Below are 16,690 nucleotides of genomic sequence, written 5' to 3' on the forward strand. Positions count from 1 at the left end.
GCTCATTTCACCCGGGACTTCTCGAGCTTCCGCGCGAGGGTCCGACGGTGCATGCCGAGCCGACGCGCGGTTTCCGAGATGTTGAATCCGGTCTCGGCTAGCGTCTCGTGGATGCGCTCCCATTCGAGATTCTTGATCGAGGTCGGCCGCTGCGTCAGCGCGACCGAGCTGTCGCCATCTGCCCGTTCGAAGGCGGCGATGATGTCGTTGGTGTTCGACGGCTTCGGCAGATAGTGGCAGGCGCCGAGCTTGATCGCTTCGACGGCGGTGGCGATGCTGGCAAAGCCCGTCAGGACGACGATGCGCATCGTCGGATCATGTGCATGCAGCAGTGCGACGCATTCGAGGCCGGATCCGGAAGCAAGCTTGAGGTCGACGACCGCATAATGCGGTGTCACGGTTTCGAGCAGCGTGCGGATGCCCTCGATGCCATCGCTTTGATGCACAATGAAGCCGCGCCGTTCGAGCGAGCGGCGAAGCGCGCGGGCAAAGGACGCATCGTCCTCGACGATCAGAAGCGGCTGTTCAGTGTTCAGGATGGCCTCCCGTCGCGAGCGAGGCGAGCGGCAGCGCAAGCGTCACGCAGGCGCCGCCATCGGCGCCGTTTTCCGCCGCCACCGTGCCGCCGAGCTTGCGGATGACGTTCACGACCAGGAACAGCCCGAGGCCCCCGCCCGGCCGTCCCTTACTGGATCGGTAGGGCTTGCCGATGGTTTCGAGCATGTCGGGCTCGAAGCCGGGCCCGGCATCCGAGACGGCGATGACGATCGTGTCGGCCTGTCGCCCCGTCACGACGCCGATCCATCCGGGCGACGCCTCCAGGGCGTTGTCGAGAATGTTGAAGATCACCTGCTTCAGGGCTGTATCGGAGATGATGGCGGCATCCGGTTCGATCAGGTTCGAATAATCGATCACGGCCGGCGACCGACTCTCGCGCCATTCGCCAACCGTCTCGTCCAGGAACCGTGTCGCCGTCGTGCGGATCGTGCCCTCGCCGCGCGCATCGCCCGACGAGATCAGGATGCCCGAGACGATCGCCTTGCAGCGGTCGAGCTGCGATTGCATCTCCGCGATCTCCCCGGCGATCTCGGGATCGGCGCCAAGCTGTGGCATCCGCTGCCAGTCGCTGAGGATCACCGAGAGGGTCGAAAGCGGCGTGCCGAGTTCATGGGCCGCGCCCGATGCGAGCAGGCCCATCCGCACGATATGATCCTCCTCCACCGAGCGTTGTCTCAGTTCCGCGAGGCGGGAATCGCGCGCCTTCAGATTGTGCTGGATGCGGGTCACGAAGAACACCAGCAATGTGGCGGCGAGGACATGGCAGATGAACATGCCCTGGATATGCAGGCCGAGCAGTTCGCCATGGGCATGCGGCATGTCGAGGGCGCGGAAACTGACCGTGAGGAACAGGAAGCATCCGGAGGTGACGAGCACCAGCATCCATGCCGACCAGGCGTCGACGAGCACGGCGCCGAGGATCACCTGCAGCAGATAAAGCGACACGAACGGATTGGAGGCGCCGCCGCTCAGATAGAGCTGAAGGGTGAGCGCGCCGACATCGAGCATCAGCTCCAAAAAGAGCTCGGAATTGGAGATCGCCTGCCGCCGCGACTGGCGCAACAGGCTGATGATGTTGAGCAGAACCAGAAAGCCGAGCACGGCGGCCATCGCGGCGAGCGGCAGGGCGATCGCCAGCACGAAATGAACATAGAGGATCGTCAGCACCTGGCCGATGACCGCCAGCCAGCGCAGCTGGACCAGCAGCAGCAGGTTCTTCTTGTTGGTGATATCGCGCGCCTGGATCGCCGTTCTCCCGAACCTGCCCCGCTGCAACATGTCGCCGACCGGCGCTATGACAACCATACGCCATGCGATTCACCGCCCGTCGGCTTCCTCTGGGGGAAAGCGCGAAATCGGGGTGCGATGTCAAGGGCGCGCTTGACGCGAAGGCGTCGTCGGCGCCTGCTGGCCCTGCACAAGGTTTCGGCCGAGATTCGGAAAGGGATACCGGCCGATAGGGAACGAGGAAGGGCACATTTGCCCGAAGCCTCGACCGCCCCCGCGACTGTGAGCGGCGAGCGACCTGCCGATTGCCACTGGATCTCGTCCAAAGCGGCGAGATCCGGGAAGGCGGCAGGCTGTGATGAACCGCGAGTCAGGAGACCGACCCTGTGCATGTGTTCAACTGAAGCCGTCGGTGGGACGGCAAACGGAGATACCCCATGCATATCGAACCTGGACTGGTCGACAGTAGCAAGATCTGGCTGAGCTATGTCACGGCTGCCGGCGCCGGCGGCTACGCGCTGAAGCTGGCGGCCGAGACGATCCGAGCGCGCGGACCGCTTTCGCTCCTGGCCCGCAGCGGCGCGACGACCGCGCTCGTCTTCGCCTTCTTCGAGATCCTGCCGCACTATCCGGTCGGCGTTTCCGAGGTCCATCTCATTCTCGGGTCGACGCTGTTCCTGGTCTTCGGCGCGGCCCCGGCGGCGATCGGCCTCGCCCTCGGCCTGCTGATCCAGGGACTCTTCTTCGCGCCGTTCGATCTGCCGCAATATGGCATGAACGTCACGACGCTCCTGGTGCCGCTGTTTGCCCTATCGGCGCTGGCCCCGCGGGTCATCGCTGCGGGAACGCCTTATGTTGAGCTCAAATATCGTCAGGCGCTTGCCCTCTCGACCACCTACCAGGCTGGGATCGTCGCGTGGGTGGCCTTCTGGGCGTTCTATGGCCATGGCTTCACAGCGGACAACACCGCCGCGATCGCATCCTTCGGCGGCGCCTATATGCCGGTGATCATCATCGAGCCGCTGGTGGATCTCGTGGTTCTCGCGGCTGCCAAGACGCTGCACCGCCTGAAGGGGAACCCGCTGTTCGAGCGCCGGCTGTTCGAGGCGGCCTGACGGCTCAAGCTCCCATGAAAGGGATGGCGGCGCGCGTCGCCGCCATCCCAGGCCGGCTCAGGAGAAGGCGCGCTTCGGGGCCGGCACGCGGGTCAGCACCAGCATGTCGGCCGTGAGCACGCAGATGAGCGATGCCCGCCATCGTAAAACATGACGATACCGGAGGCGCAGAGGAACAGGACGACCGCCAGCTAGACGAGGTTGAAGACGAAGTTCCACGTCGCCGCCATGCGTCGTGCGGCCCATATCCCAGACCATCAGCCTCCCGACCGGCTTGTCGCTGATCTGATTTAGACGCGCCAGACCATCAGTTCGTTGCCGTTCGGGTCGGCCGTGTTCCGAGCACGACCAGGGGCACCGCTGCGAGATTGACCGCGGCGACGAGCAGCCAGATGGCGCCAGGCCAGAATGGCTGCACGGCAATATAGAATGTCGAGAATCCGAGTGGAGCGACGATCGAGGCGAGGCTGACGATCGAGGCGAGCACCCCCTGGAACTGGCCTTGCTGGCTCTCGCCGACGCGCCGGGTGGCGAGCGCCTGGAACGCGGGGATACCGATGCCGCCAAGGGCGAAGAACGGCATGATGGCGAAGATGACCCAGCTCTCTCTGGCGAGGGCCATGACGACGAGGGCTGCCGCCGAGCAGGAGGTCCCGACCAGGACGGCGCCGCGCTCGCCGAGCAGCCGGGCTGCCGGGCCGGGCAGAAAGGCCTGGACCAGAGTCTGGCAGACGCCGAAGGCCCCGAGCGACAAGCCGATCCAGGCGCCGTTCCAGCCAAACGTGTCGGAGCCCCACAATGCCCAGCAGATGCCATAGGCCTCTCCTCCGCCGGCCAGGATGAAGAAAACCAGGACGATCGGCAGCAGCGGCGGCATCGAGAACAGCCAGCGCAGCGGCAGAAGCGGGTTGAACGCGGCGACGGTCAGCTTGCTTCTGCTCTGTAGGCGCGATTCCGGCAGCATCAGCAAGGCGAGCAGGAGATTGCCGGCTGTCAGTGCGGCGGCTGCGATGAACGGGAGCCGCAGCCAGGCGTCTCCGAGCACGCCGCCGAGCACGGGTCCGATGATGAAACCGGCCCCGAACATCGCGTTGAACAGGCCGAAGCGCCCGGCGCGCTGGTCCTTCGTGGAGATGTCGGTGATATAGGCCGAGGCGACGGAGATATTGGCGCTGGTGAGGCCGGCGATGGCCCGCCCCAAAACCAGCATCCAGAGCTGCGGCGCGAATGCCATGATGAGATAGTTGACGGTCGCGCCCGCCAGCGAAACGAGCAGCACCGGCCGTCGACCGAGCCTATCGCTCAGTGACCCAAGCACGGGGGCGAAGACGAACTGCATAGCGGCATAGAGCGCCGCCAGGATGCCGATATACGGCGCGATGTCCGCCGTGTGCTCGACTTCGGCAAGGAGGCGCGGCAGGATCGGGAAGATAAGGCCGATCCCGATCGCATCGATCAGGACGGCGGCGAAGATCACGACGAGGGATCGGTTCAAGGCAAGCATCCGGCGGTCGCCGGGACGGGCCCGGTCGGTCGAGTGACGCCGGTCTCGGCATCCGCGCGAGCCGCCGCTGAGGCTTGCCGGCCGAGCTCGATTGACTTCATCGGGTTCGCCTTTCAACACGAAATGTACGCGTCATAAAAATAGACTGAGTCTATTTCTGATAAGGTGGCTGGCAGTTCGCGTCAAGACGAACCTGTACTCGGTATAAAATGGGTGATATCCGAAACGCATGTCCGAGCCGATCGACCGTCGAACGCGCAAGCGTCTGGCCACCCGTCAGGCCATTTCCAACGCGGCCACGCGGCTGTTCTGGGAACGGGGTTTCGAGGCCGTCACAGTGGACGATATCGCCGAGGCCGCCGATGTCGGGCGGATGACGGTGTTCAACCATTTTCCCCGCAAGGAGGACATGTTCTTCGATCGCGAAGAGGAGGGGCGGGAGGTGCTGCGCAGCGCGCTCCGTGACGGGGATGGCGCCACCACGCCCATCGAGGCGCTCCGACAACTCGCGCATCGGCTCGTGGCGGAACGGGCCCCTTATGTCGTCTTCTCGCCCGAGAGCCAGAATTTCGTCAGGACGATCGAGGCAAGCGAGACCCTGAAGGCACGGGCGCGGGCCATTCGCGACGAGCTTGCCGAGGTCGTGGCGTCGGCGCTGGCCGAGACCGCCGGACGCGCATCCGGCGACCCCGATGCCCGACTGGCCGCCGCCTTGCTCCTGGCCGTCTGGTCGACGGCCTTCGCCGAGGCGCACCGGATATTCCGGCAAACAGGCGACGCCGAGGATGCGAGCTCTGCCCTTCTCGGCATTGTCGACCAGGGAACCGTCGGCGTGCTCGCCGCGATGGCGGGCACGCCCTATTGCTAGACGCGGCTGCCGCGAGCCGCGTTCATCGAAGCCGCTGGCGCGCTGGCCTCAGACCTGCGCCAGACCACCGTCGACGAAGATCTCACCACCGGTCATGAAGCTGCTGTCAGCAGAGGCGAGAAACGCAGCCACCGCTCCGGTCTCCGACGGGTCGCCGATACGCCCGAGTGGCGTCGAGGCGCCGAGTTCCATCATCGCGTCCTCACCGACCACCTGCAGCGCCAGTTCCGTTTTGGTCGGGCCCGGCGACAGCACATTGACGCGGATGCCCGTTCCGCGCAGATCGAGCGCCCAGCTCCGCGCCAGATTGCGGATGGCCGCCTTGCTGGCGCTGTAGACGCTGAACTGCGGCGCCCCCATCACCCCGGCGCTCGAACCGGTCAGGATGATCGATCCGCCGGCCGCCATCAAAGGCAACGCCTTCTGGACCGTGAACAGCAGCCCCTTCACATTGACATTGAAGGTCTCGTCAAACTGCTCGGAAGTGATCTCGCCGAGTGGCGCCAGATTTCCGGTGCCGGCATTGGCAAAGACGATGTCGAGACTGCCGCGCTCGTCCTTGACGGCCTGGTACAATCGGTCGAGATCGGCCGGATCGGCCACCGAACCCTGCACGGCCCGCGCCGAGCTTCCCAATTGGGCGAGGGCGTCGTCGAGTGCGTCCTGTCGCCTTCCGAAAAGATAGACGAACGCGCCTTCCTCGACGAACCGCTTGGCGGCGCCCAGTCCGATGCCGCTTCCGCCACCGGTCATGACCGCCGTCTTGCCTTGTAGCCTGCTCATGATGTGCTCCTTCAATGAGGTTGCACTCACGTGGCTGGCTGCCCACCTATCAACAAGTATGCACCTTTTGGTAAGTAGCAAAGAATGTCTCTCGACCTCTCCGATCTCCCTTCGTCGCCGGATGCGGGCTGTACCCCGACACTGCCCGGTTTCACCTGCGGGCTCGACGCGACGCTGCGCGTCGTCTCCGGCAAGTGGAAGCCGCTGATCCTCTATTTTCTCGCCCAGGAGGGGCCCATTCGCTACGGCGAGCTCCGCCGCGCCGTGCGCGATGTCAGCGACAAGATGCTGATCCAGCAGCTCAAGGAACTCGAGGCCGACGAACTCGTGAAGCGGACCGACTACAAGGAAGTCCCGCCACGTGTCGATTATAGCCTCACCCCCTTGGGGCGCAGCCTGGCCCTGGCCCTCGTGCCGCTGTGCAGCTGGGGGACGGAAAACATGGCCGAGGTCACCCGCGTCTTTGCGCAGCGGCAGGCCGCAAACCGCAAGCGATGACGGGCGTCCGGCCTCCACGGCGGCAGTCTGACCTGCGGGCAACAGGGCGAGCGTTCCTCAGCGACGCGGTCATGGATCGGCGGCGCATCGGCGGCGTTTCGTAGGGATGAGGATCGCCACCTTCAACATCAACGGCATCAATGGTCGGCTCGCCGTGCTCCTGCGCTGGCTCGCCGAGGCGGCGCCGGATGTCGTCTGCCTGCAGGAACTCAAGGCGCCGGATAACCGCTTCCCGCAGGCCGCGCTGGCTGAGGCGGGTTATGGCGCGGTGTGGCGCGGGCAGAAGTCCTGGAACGGCGTGGCCATCCTGGCCAGGGGTGTCGATCCCATCGAAACGCGGCGTTCCCTGCCGGGCGATGAGGACGACTCCCATAGCCGCTATATCGAGGCGGCGGTGAACGGCGTGTTGATCGCCTGCCTCTATCTGCCGAATGGCAATCCGGCGCCGGGGCCGAAATTCGGCTACAAGCTGCGCTGGTTCGAACGGCTGCATGCGCACGCCGCTGACCTCCTGGCGAGCGGCGCGCCGGTGGTGCTTGCCGGCGACTACAACGTCATGCCGACCGAACTCGATGTCTACAAGCCCGAACGCTGGACGGATGATGCACTTTTTCGGCCTGAAGTTCGCGCGGCCTTTCACGCTCTGGGCGAACAAGGCTGGACGGATGCTGTCCGCCAGCTCCATCCCGCCGAGCGCATCTATACGTTCTGGGACTATTTCCGGAATGCGTATGGCCGCGACGCCGGGCTGCGACTTGATCATCTCCTGCTGAGCCCCCCGCTCGTGCCGCGTCTCATCGCCGCCGGCGTCGATCGCCACGTCCGTGGCTGGGAGAAGCCGAGCGATCATGCCCCAGCCTGGATCGAGCTGGTCGACGCCTCGACCCCGCCCCGACGGACCCGGATCAGGGTCCCCAAGAGTGCGAAAACAGTCTTGCCAGACGTATGAGATCGATCTTATTCTCATGAGAGATCGATCTCATAGGGTGGGGCATGAAGCAGAAGGCGATCACGCTGCTCGACGTGGCGCGGGAGGCCGGGGTTTCCCGAGCGACCGTGGCGCGGGTGCTCAACGCGACGGGTTATGTCGGCGAGGAGACCCGCATCAAGGTCGAGGCAGCCGCGCGGGCGACCGGTTACCGGCCGAACGTCATGGCGCGCAGTCTTCGGACGCATCGTTCGTTCACGATTGGCCACATCCTGCTGGAGATCACCACCAATCCGTTCTTCGCCCATGTTGCGCGGGCGGTGGAGGGCGAGGCCCTCGGCAACGGCTACAAGGCCTTCCTGTTCAATCACCACGGCAACAAGGACGATGAGCGCTTCGGCGTCGAACGTTTCATCGAGCGTCAGGTCGATGCGGTGATCTTCACCTATCCGATCGACAGCGACAGCATCGCCCTGTTGCGCGCCGCCGAGATGCCCGTGGTGCAGATCGAACGCCAGCAGACCGCTGATACCGATGCCGTCCTGGTCGACAACCCGCTCGGCGTTGAACTGGCGATGCGCCACCTGATCGAGCTCGGCCACAGGCGGATCGCCTTCATCGGCGGTGACCCGGCGCTCTATCCCTATTCGGGGGTCCAGCCGCGCTCGATCGAGGAGGAGCGGCTCGATACCTATGTCGCGTGCCTGCGCTTCGCCGGCATCTCCGTCGATCCGGATCTGATCCGGCTCGGCCGCTATGTCCATATCGATGGCGGCTCCAATATCGAGGGCTATCGCCACGCCCAGGCGCTGCTGGCGCTGCGTGATCCGCCGACCGCGATCTTCGCCGCCTGCGATATCCTCGCTGCCGGCGTATTCCGGGCCGCCTATGAGGCGCGCCTCAGGATCCCGGACGATCTCTCGGTGGTCGGCTTCGACGACACGCTCGGCGCCCATCTCGCGCCGCGGCTTACCTCGGTGGCGCAGCCAATGGCCGAGCTCGGGCTCACCGCTTTTCAGCTGGCGCTTGGCGCCATCGAGAACAAGGGTCTCGCGCCGCGGGTCGTCACGCTCGCGCCGCATCTCGTTATTCGCGAATCGACCGGTCCCGCTGCGCCCGCGCCAAAGGCGCGCAGCTGATCCATCTCATCCGCAAGCCGTCGAAAGGAGGCAATCCCAACCCGCTCATAAGGATAGACGGCCGTAAGGCCGCAGAAAATCAACCGGAGAGGAAACAACGCCATGACTACGAAAGCCCGTGCGCATCCGCGCAAAGCCGGGATGCTCGCATCCATTGCCGCCGCCGCGCTGATCGGCCTCGCGCCGATGGCCGCATCATCAGCCGACGCCGTGAAGCTCAATTTCTGGGACATGATCTGGGGGCCGCCGGAATATATCGACGCGGCCAAGGAGCTTGTTGGCGAATTCAACAAGCAACACCCGGAGATCCAGGTCGAGTATCGCTCGGTGCCCTGGAACAACTGGTACCAGACCTTCGTCACCGCGATCAGCTCGGGGACCGCGCCCGACATCTCGACCGGGGCCGGCTATCAGGCCGTGCAACTCTATGACCAGGGCGCCATCCGCCCGATCGACGACGTGATCGAGGAACTGAAGGCCGACGGCGAACTCGACGACTTCCTGCCCAACACTGTCGATACGCTGCGCTATGACGATCACTATGTCGCGCTGCCCTGGGGCATCGACATCCGCGTCTGGTTCTACCGCAAGGACCTGCTCGAGCAGGCTGGCGTCAAGGTTCCGACCACCTGGGAAGAACTGCGCGCTGCTGCCAAAGCAACGACCAAGGACGGCAAATACGGCATCGTCGCCTCGGGCGACACCGGCGGTTCGCACTTCCTCTACAACGCCATCCTCAACAATGGCGGTGGCATGTTCACGGCCGATCGCAAGCTCGACCTGAAGAGCGACCGCAACATGGAGGCGTTCGAGGCCCTCGCCGCCATGGTCGCCGACGGCTCTGTCAGCCCCGCCTCGACAGGCTACAACAGCGACGACCGGCGCGCCGCCTTCAATCGCGGCCAGGCCGCCTTCACGCTCGACGGCCCCGGCCTGATCGCGCAGGCCGGCGCAGAGGCCAAGAATATCGGCGTCCTCCCGCCGCTTGCAGGTCCGCATGGCGACAAGGCGACGATCTTCTGGGTCAACAACATCATGGTCTATGAGCAGACCAAGCATCCGGACGAGGTCAAGACCTTCCTGAAATGGTGGTCGAAGAACCAGCTTCCGCTCTGGACCAAGGGCAATACCGGCCAGTTGCCGACGCGCAAGTCGATCGCTGCGGACAAAGCGATCAAGGACGACGTCGCCCGTGCCTATGTGCTGAACAACTATGTCCCGATCGGCAAGACGACGGCCACCAACGCCGCCGGCATCTTCCCGGCGCTGAACGACGTCGAAGGCGAGGGTGCGATGCAATCCTTCGCCCAGGAGCTGTGGCAGGGCAAGCCGGTCGGTCCGATCGTCGATACCGCCGAAACGCGCCTGAAGTCGATCCTGAAGGAATAGACGCGTGACGGTTCAGCCCCGGCTGGCCGGCGAAACCGGATCCTGGCGCGCCAGCGCCAGGAGCTGGTACGCCTCCGGCGACGCCCTGCCCTTCCTGCTGCTGGCGCCCTCCATCGTGCTGATGCTGGCCGTCATCGCCTATCCGATGCTGACCGGCTTCATGTACGGCTTCTCCACCGGCACGCTGCTGAAGCCCGGCAAATTCGTCGGGCTCGACAATTACCTGCGGCTGCTGCAGTCGCCTGATTTTCTGCATGCGCTGTGGTTCAGCCTGCTCTTCGCCGTCTTCAACGTCATCGGCTGCTATGTGCTCGGCCTCGCGCTCGCCTTGCTGATGAACCAGGACGTCCCGTTCCGGGGGTTTTTCCGCGTCGCGCTGCTGTTGCCATGGATCGTGCCATCGATCGTCTCGATCGTGTCGTGGCGCTGGATGATGGCCGACCAGCATGCGCTCTTCAACCAGATCATCGGCGCCTTCGGTGGCAGCCCGATCTACTTCCTCAGCGACCAGAACTGGGCCATCGCCGCGGTGATCGTCATCAAGATCTGGCGCTCGTTCCCCTTCATGATGCTGTCGCTCCTTGCGGCGCTGCAGGGCATCGACCGCAGCCTCTATGAGGCAGCCGCGCTCGATGGCGCCTCGCGCTGGAACCAGCTGCGCTTCGTGACCATGCCGCAGCTGCGCAACATCTCGATCGTGCTCTGCCTCCTGATGACGATCTGGACCGTCAACGATTTCGACACGCCCTGGCTCTTGACGCAGGGCGGCCCGGCCAACGCGACCGAGAACCTGGTGCTGCTTGCCTATCGCTACACCTTCGGGCGCAACGATGTCGGTCTCGGCTCGGCCGTCTCGTTCATAACCCTCATCATTCTGATGGTGCTGGTCGTGGTGATGCTTCGTCGGCAAAGGGAGCGCTGAGATGGCCTATCCCGCAACGTCGCCGGCCCGGCGCTGGAGCCTGTTCTGGCTGCTGGTGGCGATCACCCTGGTGGTGAATCTGCCGATCATCCTGATGGTGATGAACTCGTTCCAGACCACAGAGCAACTGGTGAGCCGGACATCGATCCTGCCGCACGACCTGACTCTTGCCAACTACCGCTACCTCAACGAGCGCACCAGCTTCTGGCAGTTCCTGTGGAACAGCTTCACCGTTTCGGGGGTCAGCACGGTCACCAGCGCGGCGATTGCAGCTTTGGCCGGCTATGCGTTGTCGCGCTTCCGCGGCCGTCTCGTCACCGGCTATTCGCGCGCGCTGTTCGTCGTCCAGATGTTTCCGATCATCCTGGCGCTGATCCCGCTGTTCATCCTGTTCCGGACGCTCGGCCTCATCAACTCGCCGCTCTCGGTGATCATCCTCTACACGGTCGTGCACCTGCCCTTCGCCACCTGGATGGCGCGCGCCTTCTTCGACACCATCCCGCGCGAATTGGAGGATGCGGCGCTGGTCGACGGCTGCTCGCGCTTCGGCGCTTTCGTGCGGATTGTTTTGCCGCTGTCCGGCCCCGGCCTCGCCGCGATCGGCATCTTCTCGTTCCTGTTCTCCTACAACGAGTTCTTCGTCGCCAATGTGTTCCTGAAGGACCAGAGCGCGATGACGCTGCCGGTGGGCATCACGATGTTCATGCAGCAATATTCGACCGACTGGGGCAGCCTGATGGCTGCGGCGACGCTGACCGTTGTGCCCACCTTCATCCTCTTCCTCGGCATCCAGAAATGGATCACCTACGGCGCCGTCTCTGGCGGCGTCAAAGGGTGAATCCGCAAAGAATCTCGGGAAACTTCAAGGACATCGAACAGTGACACATCCCATTCGCGTCGGAATCGTCGGCTGCGGCGAGGTCGCGCAAGTCATCCACCTGCCGGCCCTCCGCGACCTGCCGGATCTCTTCCGCGTCACCGCGCTCTGCGACGTCAGTCCCGTCGTCATCGAGGCGGCCATACGGCAGGCGCCGGACGCCGCCCTCTTTGCCGACTACCGGCAACTGGTCGCCTCCGACGATGTCGATGTCGTGCTCGTCGCCAACCCGAATGTCTACCATGCCGAGGTGGCGCTAGCGGCGATGGCCGCGGGCAAGCATGTGCTGATCGAGAAGCCGTTCTGCGTCTCGCTCGACGAGGCAGACCGGCTGATCGCCGCCGAGAAGACGAGCGGCGTCACCGTGCAGGTCGGCTTCATGCGCCGCCATGCGCCCGCCTTCGTCGAGGCCGTCAAGATGCTGGCGGAGCGCCGCGGCGACATCATCCTCGCCCGCGTGCACGACGTCATCGGCCCCAATGCCGCAATCATCGATTCGACCTCCAACGTCACGCGCGCCAAGGATGTGCCGGAGACAGTGCTCGAGGAGGGCAGGCGGCGCATGAGCGAAGCGGCGCTCGCCGCGGTCGGCGTCGGCGAGGGCCCGAAATTCATGGCCTACAACCTGCTGCTCGGCCTATCCAGCCATGACATCTCGGCGATGCGCGAGTTGATCGGCATGCCGAAAGCGGTGCTCTCGGCAACGCAGCGGAATGGCGGCCGCGTGATCACGGCAAGCTTCGACTACGGACATTTCGTCTGCCAGTTCGAGACGGCGGTCGACCGCATCCCGCATTTCGATGCCCATCTCGAGGTGGTGACGCCGACCGAGATCATCCGCATCGATTATGACACGCCCTATATCCGCCATCTGCCGGCGAAGCTGACTGTGCTTTCGGCCCATGGCGCGGCCGGGACCTCGACCGATACCAGCTTCCCGACCCGCTATGACGCGTTTGCCGTCGAATGGCGCGACTTTCACGCCAATGTCACCGAGCGCCGCACGCCGAAGACCTCGCTGGCCGATGCTCGCCAGGATCTCGAGTTGTTTCGCGACATGATCGCGTTGATGGCGTAATCGCCGAACTCGGCGAGGGGATCGGAGGCCGCTTTCAGGCACCGGTCCTCGGCGCTTGGCTCCCTGCAGGCGCCTGGCTTCCCGCATCTGCTGCCCGGTGCCAAAGCGCGTCATGGCGCCTGTGCTGCTCAGTGAGCGCATTCCTGAAGTAGCGGTCATAGTAGTCGATATCGACATGATGCACCTGCATCCAGACGCCGGGTACGTGGATCGCGTCGACATGGGCAGGGAAGCGTCCGTGGGTGTCATAGATATACTGGCAGATGTCGATCACGCACTCGATGACGTCGCCGCTGTATTCCGGCGCCTCGGCCAGATAGCGGTCTCCGAAATCGCCCTTGTAGATCTCGCCAAACAGCGCGTTGTTCTTGTAGATGCCACCTGGACCGAACTTGCCTGCAATCACTGCGGCGACGGCCTCACGCATGCTCGGATAGTAGGGAGGCGACTTCGCCTTGATCAGATGTTCGCCGCCGACCTTTAGCCCGATCGGATGCGCGCGGAGATCGGCATATTTCGGCAGCGGCACTTGCCAGCGCAGGAGGTCGAGAAGCCGCCATTTCGGTGTCGCGAATTCGAAGCCGAGCATCGAGCCATAGGTTGCGGTGAATTTCGGATCGCCGAGCAGCACGGGCGGGCCGATCGAGGCATGGATATAGGCGCCGAGCCCCATTGCATCCGCGACCAGCATCAGGTTTTGCAGCAGCAGGTCGGCCTCGATCTGCGTCCTCAGCGTGCCGATCACGCCGAGCGGCAGCTTGATGTTCTCGTTGAGAAAGCCGTTCTTGACCCATTTGCCGACGCCGGCCGAGCGATAGAAGTTGCGGTCGTCGACGATCGCCGGCCGGCTGCCCTTCGGCTGCGTCAGGATATACATGAGCCCATTGATATACTGGTGCGACAGGTCCACCACGGGCAGCAGGACGGTGGTTCCGGGCAGGTTAGACAGCAGCCGGTTGGAATCGAGATAGGCCGGGAAATCCCGGTCGGGCACATCGATGCGGCGGTCGAGAACCTTGACCTTCGCCTGTGCCGCGCGCTCGACGAGAGCCTCGGCGGTCAGCGGATACGGCGCCGCCTGGGGCAGCTTCCTGATGAAATAGGTGCCGCTGTCATTGATCAGGAAGAAATGCGTTCCCTGCGCGTTGTCGGGACTACCGGCAGTGCGTCCTTCCATGGTCAGGTTCGGCTTCGCCATGACGAATTCGCCGGAAATGGGGTCCTGGAACGGGCGATCCGGCATGGTCAGCCCGGTATGGCCTGTGGCGGCGATCAGCACAGCCTCCTCGAGATCGCCGAGCGGCTCCGCCTTCTGGCTCGACTGATAGGTCATGGAGCCCGCCTTCAGCAGCGAGACGCCCTTGCCGACGCGATGCGTCCTCCGGCGCCAGATCGTCTCGATCAGGGGGCGGCGGAGAAGTTCGTCCAGCCCTGCATTTCCCGTCGTGCTGTCGCTCATTGCATTCTCCAGTCTCGTGCTCGCGCCGGGCAGCGTCACGCCACCGGCACATACTCCGCGTCGCGGTCGCGCACCCAGAACCTGATCACAACAGCGAGCACCGTCGCGACCGTGAGCGCGATCCCGAGCGTTCGGACGGGTCCTCCGCGCAGCACGATCAGCGTGATCGCGAAAACCAGAAACGTGAATGTTCGCGTCGCGATCTGGAAGCGCGCGGCGGCGGGGGATGTCGCCTGCATCGTCCACAACAGGATGACATCGAGCCCCCACCAGAGAACCAGCAGGAAGTTCACGCCGGCGATCAACGCGCCCATTTGCCGGAACGTGTTGCCGACGCCGCCGAAGATGATGAAGACGGCCCAATAGGCGTGGATCAGGAACAGAAGGTAGGCGAAGGTCCAGAAGAGATGCGCCAGGTTCGCGACGCCGGGAGAAAGCGTCCGGTAAGGGAACAGCACGAAGGCGGGAATGAGCATCACGCTCGTGACCCAGATCGTCGCGCGGGTGCGGCCGAGCGCGAGATCCTGCTGCGTCGTCTCCGGCCACAACAGCGCGAAGATCGCAAGGACGCCGAATATCACGAAGACGAGCGTGAATTGCGGTAGCGTGATATCGGCCGGCGGCTTGGTGCGCATGGGAACCACCCTTCCGAAGGATCAGAGCGACTTCAGATAGTCGAGCAGCGCGGCGAGATCGTCGGTATTGCGTGCCGGATCGTCATAAGCCCAGGGATAGTCGTGGCCCCGGTTCGAATTGCCTCTCACAGAGGTGTCGAACCGGAAGTAATTGCGGGTGTCCGCCTCATCGGGCGAGCGAAATCCGACATCCTCGGGGTCATAGAAGTTATCGCCGCGATAGAAGACGTCGCGCCGCTTCTTCAGGTTGATCAATTCCGCCAATGTCAGAACACTGCCATTGTGCAGATAGGGCGCGCGCAGGAACATGCCGTCGAGCGGCGCATTCACATAGCCGCGAATGGCGACGTTCTGTTCCTCGCCCGGCTGCGGCCAGATATCCTCGCGCGGAAAATGGAACGGATGCGAGGCGGGAAACAATTCGAACATCCGTTCGGCGAGTTCGTCGTAATGACGGAAAAGGACGCGCTCGGGGTCGGTGCCGATTGTTGCGAAGGGAACGACCTCGCCGGTCTGCGGGCCGTTCTTCCAGGCACCGCCGACGGCTTCACGGTCACCATGGCACGCCGTGCAATATTGCCGATAGACGGCGTGGCCACGCTCGAGGCGGGCGGGGTCGAGGCCTGCCGCTGCGCTCACGAACATGTCGCGATAACGCGGCGGGCGCAATGTCGAGGTGAAGTCGCTGGCGCTGCGGATGTTGTGGGCGATTTCCGGCAGCGCCATGTTGGTGATCGTGGCGCCTGCCGCAAGCGCGGCGAGGGAACTGCGCGCATAGAGATCGGCGATGGTTCCGTCGAACTGGGCGCGGCGCCTCAGATCTTCTGAATAGACGGTCGCGATCTTCGTATAGACGGGCATGTCGTTGCCGGGCCGGTCGAGCACGGTCCGCACGAGCGTGCGGAACGGCTGCGTGCGGGTCGGTCCCGTGGGCGCCACGGCTGGATCGCGCGAGCGCCCGTCGCCGAAGGGCGCGTCGAACCGTGGCAGGCCGGCCTGGATGCGGCCGCGGATCTCGCGGAGCCAGGCCCAGATCATGATGCGTTCGGCGATGCCGAGTTCGCGGCCAGTCTTCGCCGCATATGCCTTCGAGATCGTCGTCAGCGTCAGCCGGTAGGGCGGCTCCCGAGATGCCGCTCCGCCCGGCGCGGCGGGCTCCCGGGCGAGTATCGCCGACTGAAAGGCATCGAGCCACGCAAACAGGTTGAGCGAGACGCTGCCGGGCCCGTAGAGCAAGCGGCCCGGATCGTCGGCGGTCTCGCGGATGCGCGTCGTGTGGCAAAGCGCGCAGCTGAAGCCGACGAAGGGCACCGGGGAAGCGGCGCCCGAGCCGGGACGGTAGTGGCTGACGGCGAAACCGATCGGCAGCGCCCCCTTATCCGCGGCTTCCCCTGTGCGCTGGAAGCCGAACTGCGCAATCCAGTCTCCTGCCTGGGGCCCGCCGGGCTGGAAGTCCTCGGGAAACAGATCAGGCAGCACCTGCGCAACGGCCAGCGGCATGAGCTCGGTGCCGATCGTGCCGTGGACGAATGCCTCCTCCGAGGCGCGGAATACTGGCTTCGCCCAGCCATTTTCGAGGTGGATGAAGATGGCGGTGGCGAGCAGGGCGACAAAGACGAGCAGATTGGCGCCGATCAACGCGGCATGCGAGACGCGGTAGAGTCTGTCTCTGGAGATCGACATGATCGCCTCCCTGGAGGCTGTGAGTAT

The 16,690-nt window shown here is 64.5% G+C and carries 16 protein-coding genes and 1 riboswitch; of the genes, 9 read left to right on the plus strand and 7 right to left on the minus strand.

Annotated features, from left to right (window positions below; genetic code table 11):
• Positions 1 to 2: 2 nt before the first annotated feature.
• Together LB518_RS21725 and LB518_RS21730 are read right to left on the minus strand one after the other, a co-directional pair.
• A complete protein-coding gene (locus LB518_RS21725; RefSeq protein WP_224579964.1) occupies positions 3 to 536 on the minus strand; it encodes a response regulator transcription factor in 534 nt (177 codons plus the stop codon).
• Positions 526 to 1,836, minus strand: coding sequence for an ATP-binding protein (locus LB518_RS21730; RefSeq protein WP_224579965.1), 1,311 nt, complete (start codon positions 1,834 to 1,836; stop codon positions 526 to 528). The genes LB518_RS21725 and LB518_RS21730 overlap by 11 nt, the downstream gene beginning before the upstream one ends.
• Positions 1,837 to 1,961: 125 nt before the next feature.
• A riboswitch (cobalamin riboswitch) is annotated at positions 1,962 to 2,186 on the plus strand.
• A gap of 36 nt (positions 2,187 to 2,222) precedes the next feature.
• Here LB518_RS21730 and LB518_RS21735 point away from each other — a divergent pair.
• Positions 2,223 to 2,900 (plus strand): energy-coupling factor ABC transporter permease, encoded by a 678-nt coding sequence (locus LB518_RS21735; protein WP_224579914.1) that lies wholly within the window; start codon positions 2,223 to 2,225, stop codon positions 2,898 to 2,900.
• Positions 2,901 to 3,207: 307 nt separating this feature from the next.
• Here LB518_RS21735 and LB518_RS21740 read toward each other — a convergent pair whose 3' ends face one another.
• A complete protein-coding gene (locus LB518_RS21740; RefSeq protein WP_224579915.1) occupies positions 3,208 to 4,395 on the minus strand; it encodes a TCR/Tet family MFS transporter in 1,188 nt (395 codons plus the stop codon).
• 238 nt (positions 4,396 to 4,633) lie between these two features.
• On the opposite strand from LB518_RS21740, the gene LB518_RS21745 reads away from it, so the two are divergent.
• Positions 4,634 to 5,272: a TetR/AcrR family transcriptional regulator gene (locus tag LB518_RS21745; protein WP_224579916.1), complete on the plus strand. Its 639-nt coding sequence runs from the start codon at positions 4,634 to 4,636 to the stop codon at positions 5,270 to 5,272.
• A gap of 48 nt (positions 5,273 to 5,320) precedes the next feature.
• Here the strand turns inward: LB518_RS21745 and LB518_RS21750 are convergent, their stop codons facing one another.
• Positions 5,321 to 6,055: an SDR family NAD(P)-dependent oxidoreductase gene (locus tag LB518_RS21750; RefSeq protein ID WP_224579917.1), complete on the minus strand. Its 735-nt coding sequence runs from the start codon at positions 6,053 to 6,055 to the stop codon at positions 5,321 to 5,323.
• An 84-nt stretch (positions 6,056 to 6,139) separates the two neighbouring features.
• Here LB518_RS21750 and LB518_RS21755 point away from each other — a divergent pair, with 84 nt between their 5' ends.
• The 7 genes from LB518_RS21755 to LB518_RS21785 all read left to right on the plus strand — a co-directional run bounded on the left by LB518_RS21755 (position 6,140) and on the right by LB518_RS21785 (position 12,886).
• Entirely contained in the window at positions 6,140 to 6,553 is a 414-nt protein-coding gene (locus tag LB518_RS21755; protein WP_224579918.1) for a winged helix-turn-helix transcriptional regulator, read from the plus strand.
• Positions 6,554 to 6,659: 106 nt separating this feature from the next.
• Positions 6,660 to 7,502, plus strand: a complete 843-nt coding sequence (gene xth, locus LB518_RS21760; RefSeq protein WP_224579919.1) for an exodeoxyribonuclease III — start codon at positions 6,660 to 6,662, stop codon at positions 7,500 to 7,502.
• A gap of 44 nt (positions 7,503 to 7,546) precedes the next feature.
• Positions 7,547 to 8,620, plus strand: a complete 1,074-nt coding sequence (locus tag LB518_RS21765) for a LacI family DNA-binding transcriptional regulator (RefSeq protein WP_224579920.1) — start codon at positions 7,547 to 7,549, stop codon at positions 8,618 to 8,620.
• 102 nt (positions 8,621 to 8,722) lie between these two features.
• Positions 8,723 to 10,009, plus strand: a complete 1,287-nt coding sequence (locus LB518_RS21770; protein ID WP_224579921.1) for an ABC transporter substrate-binding protein — start codon at positions 8,723 to 8,725, stop codon at positions 10,007 to 10,009.
• A gap of 4 nt (positions 10,010 to 10,013) precedes the next feature.
• Complete coding sequence (locus LB518_RS21775) at positions 10,014 to 10,931, plus strand: carbohydrate ABC transporter permease (RefSeq protein ID WP_224579922.1); 918 nt, start codon at positions 10,014 to 10,016, stop codon at positions 10,929 to 10,931.
• Between the two features lies 1 nt (position 10,932).
• Positions 10,933 to 11,769, plus strand: coding sequence for a carbohydrate ABC transporter permease (locus tag LB518_RS21780; RefSeq protein WP_224579923.1), 837 nt, complete (start codon positions 10,933 to 10,935; stop codon positions 11,767 to 11,769).
• Between the two features lie 40 nt (positions 11,770 to 11,809).
• The gene (locus LB518_RS21785) at positions 11,810 to 12,886 is read left to right on the plus strand and encodes a Gfo/Idh/MocA family protein (RefSeq protein ID WP_224579924.1); all 1,077 of its coding nucleotides are present in this window, start codon (positions 11,810 to 11,812) and stop codon (positions 12,884 to 12,886) included.
• Positions 12,887 to 12,920: 34 nt separating this feature from the next.
• Here LB518_RS21785 and LB518_RS21790 read toward each other — a convergent pair whose 3' ends face one another.
• The 3 genes from LB518_RS21790 to LB518_RS21800 are packed head-to-tail and all read right to left on the minus strand — an operon-like array spanning position 12,921 to position 16,663.
• The gene (locus LB518_RS21790) at positions 12,921 to 14,345 is read right to left on the minus strand and encodes a hypothetical protein (RefSeq protein ID WP_224579925.1); all 1,425 of its coding nucleotides are present in this window, start codon (positions 14,343 to 14,345) and stop codon (positions 12,921 to 12,923) included.
• 35 nt (positions 14,346 to 14,380) lie between these two features.
• Positions 14,381 to 14,980, minus strand: a complete 600-nt coding sequence (locus LB518_RS21795; RefSeq protein ID WP_224579926.1) for a hypothetical protein — start codon at positions 14,978 to 14,980, stop codon at positions 14,381 to 14,383.
• A 21-nt stretch (positions 14,981 to 15,001) separates the two neighbouring features.
• Positions 15,002 to 16,663, minus strand: coding sequence for a c-type cytochrome (locus LB518_RS21800; RefSeq protein WP_224579927.1), 1,662 nt, complete (start codon positions 16,661 to 16,663; stop codon positions 15,002 to 15,004).
• Positions 16,664 to 16,690: the final 27 nt, after the last annotated feature.

It is taken from the genome of Mesorhizobium sp. BR1-1-16 (assembly GCF_020165495.1).
Lineage (GTDB): Bacteria > Pseudomonadota > Alphaproteobacteria > Rhizobiales > Kaistiaceae > Kaistia.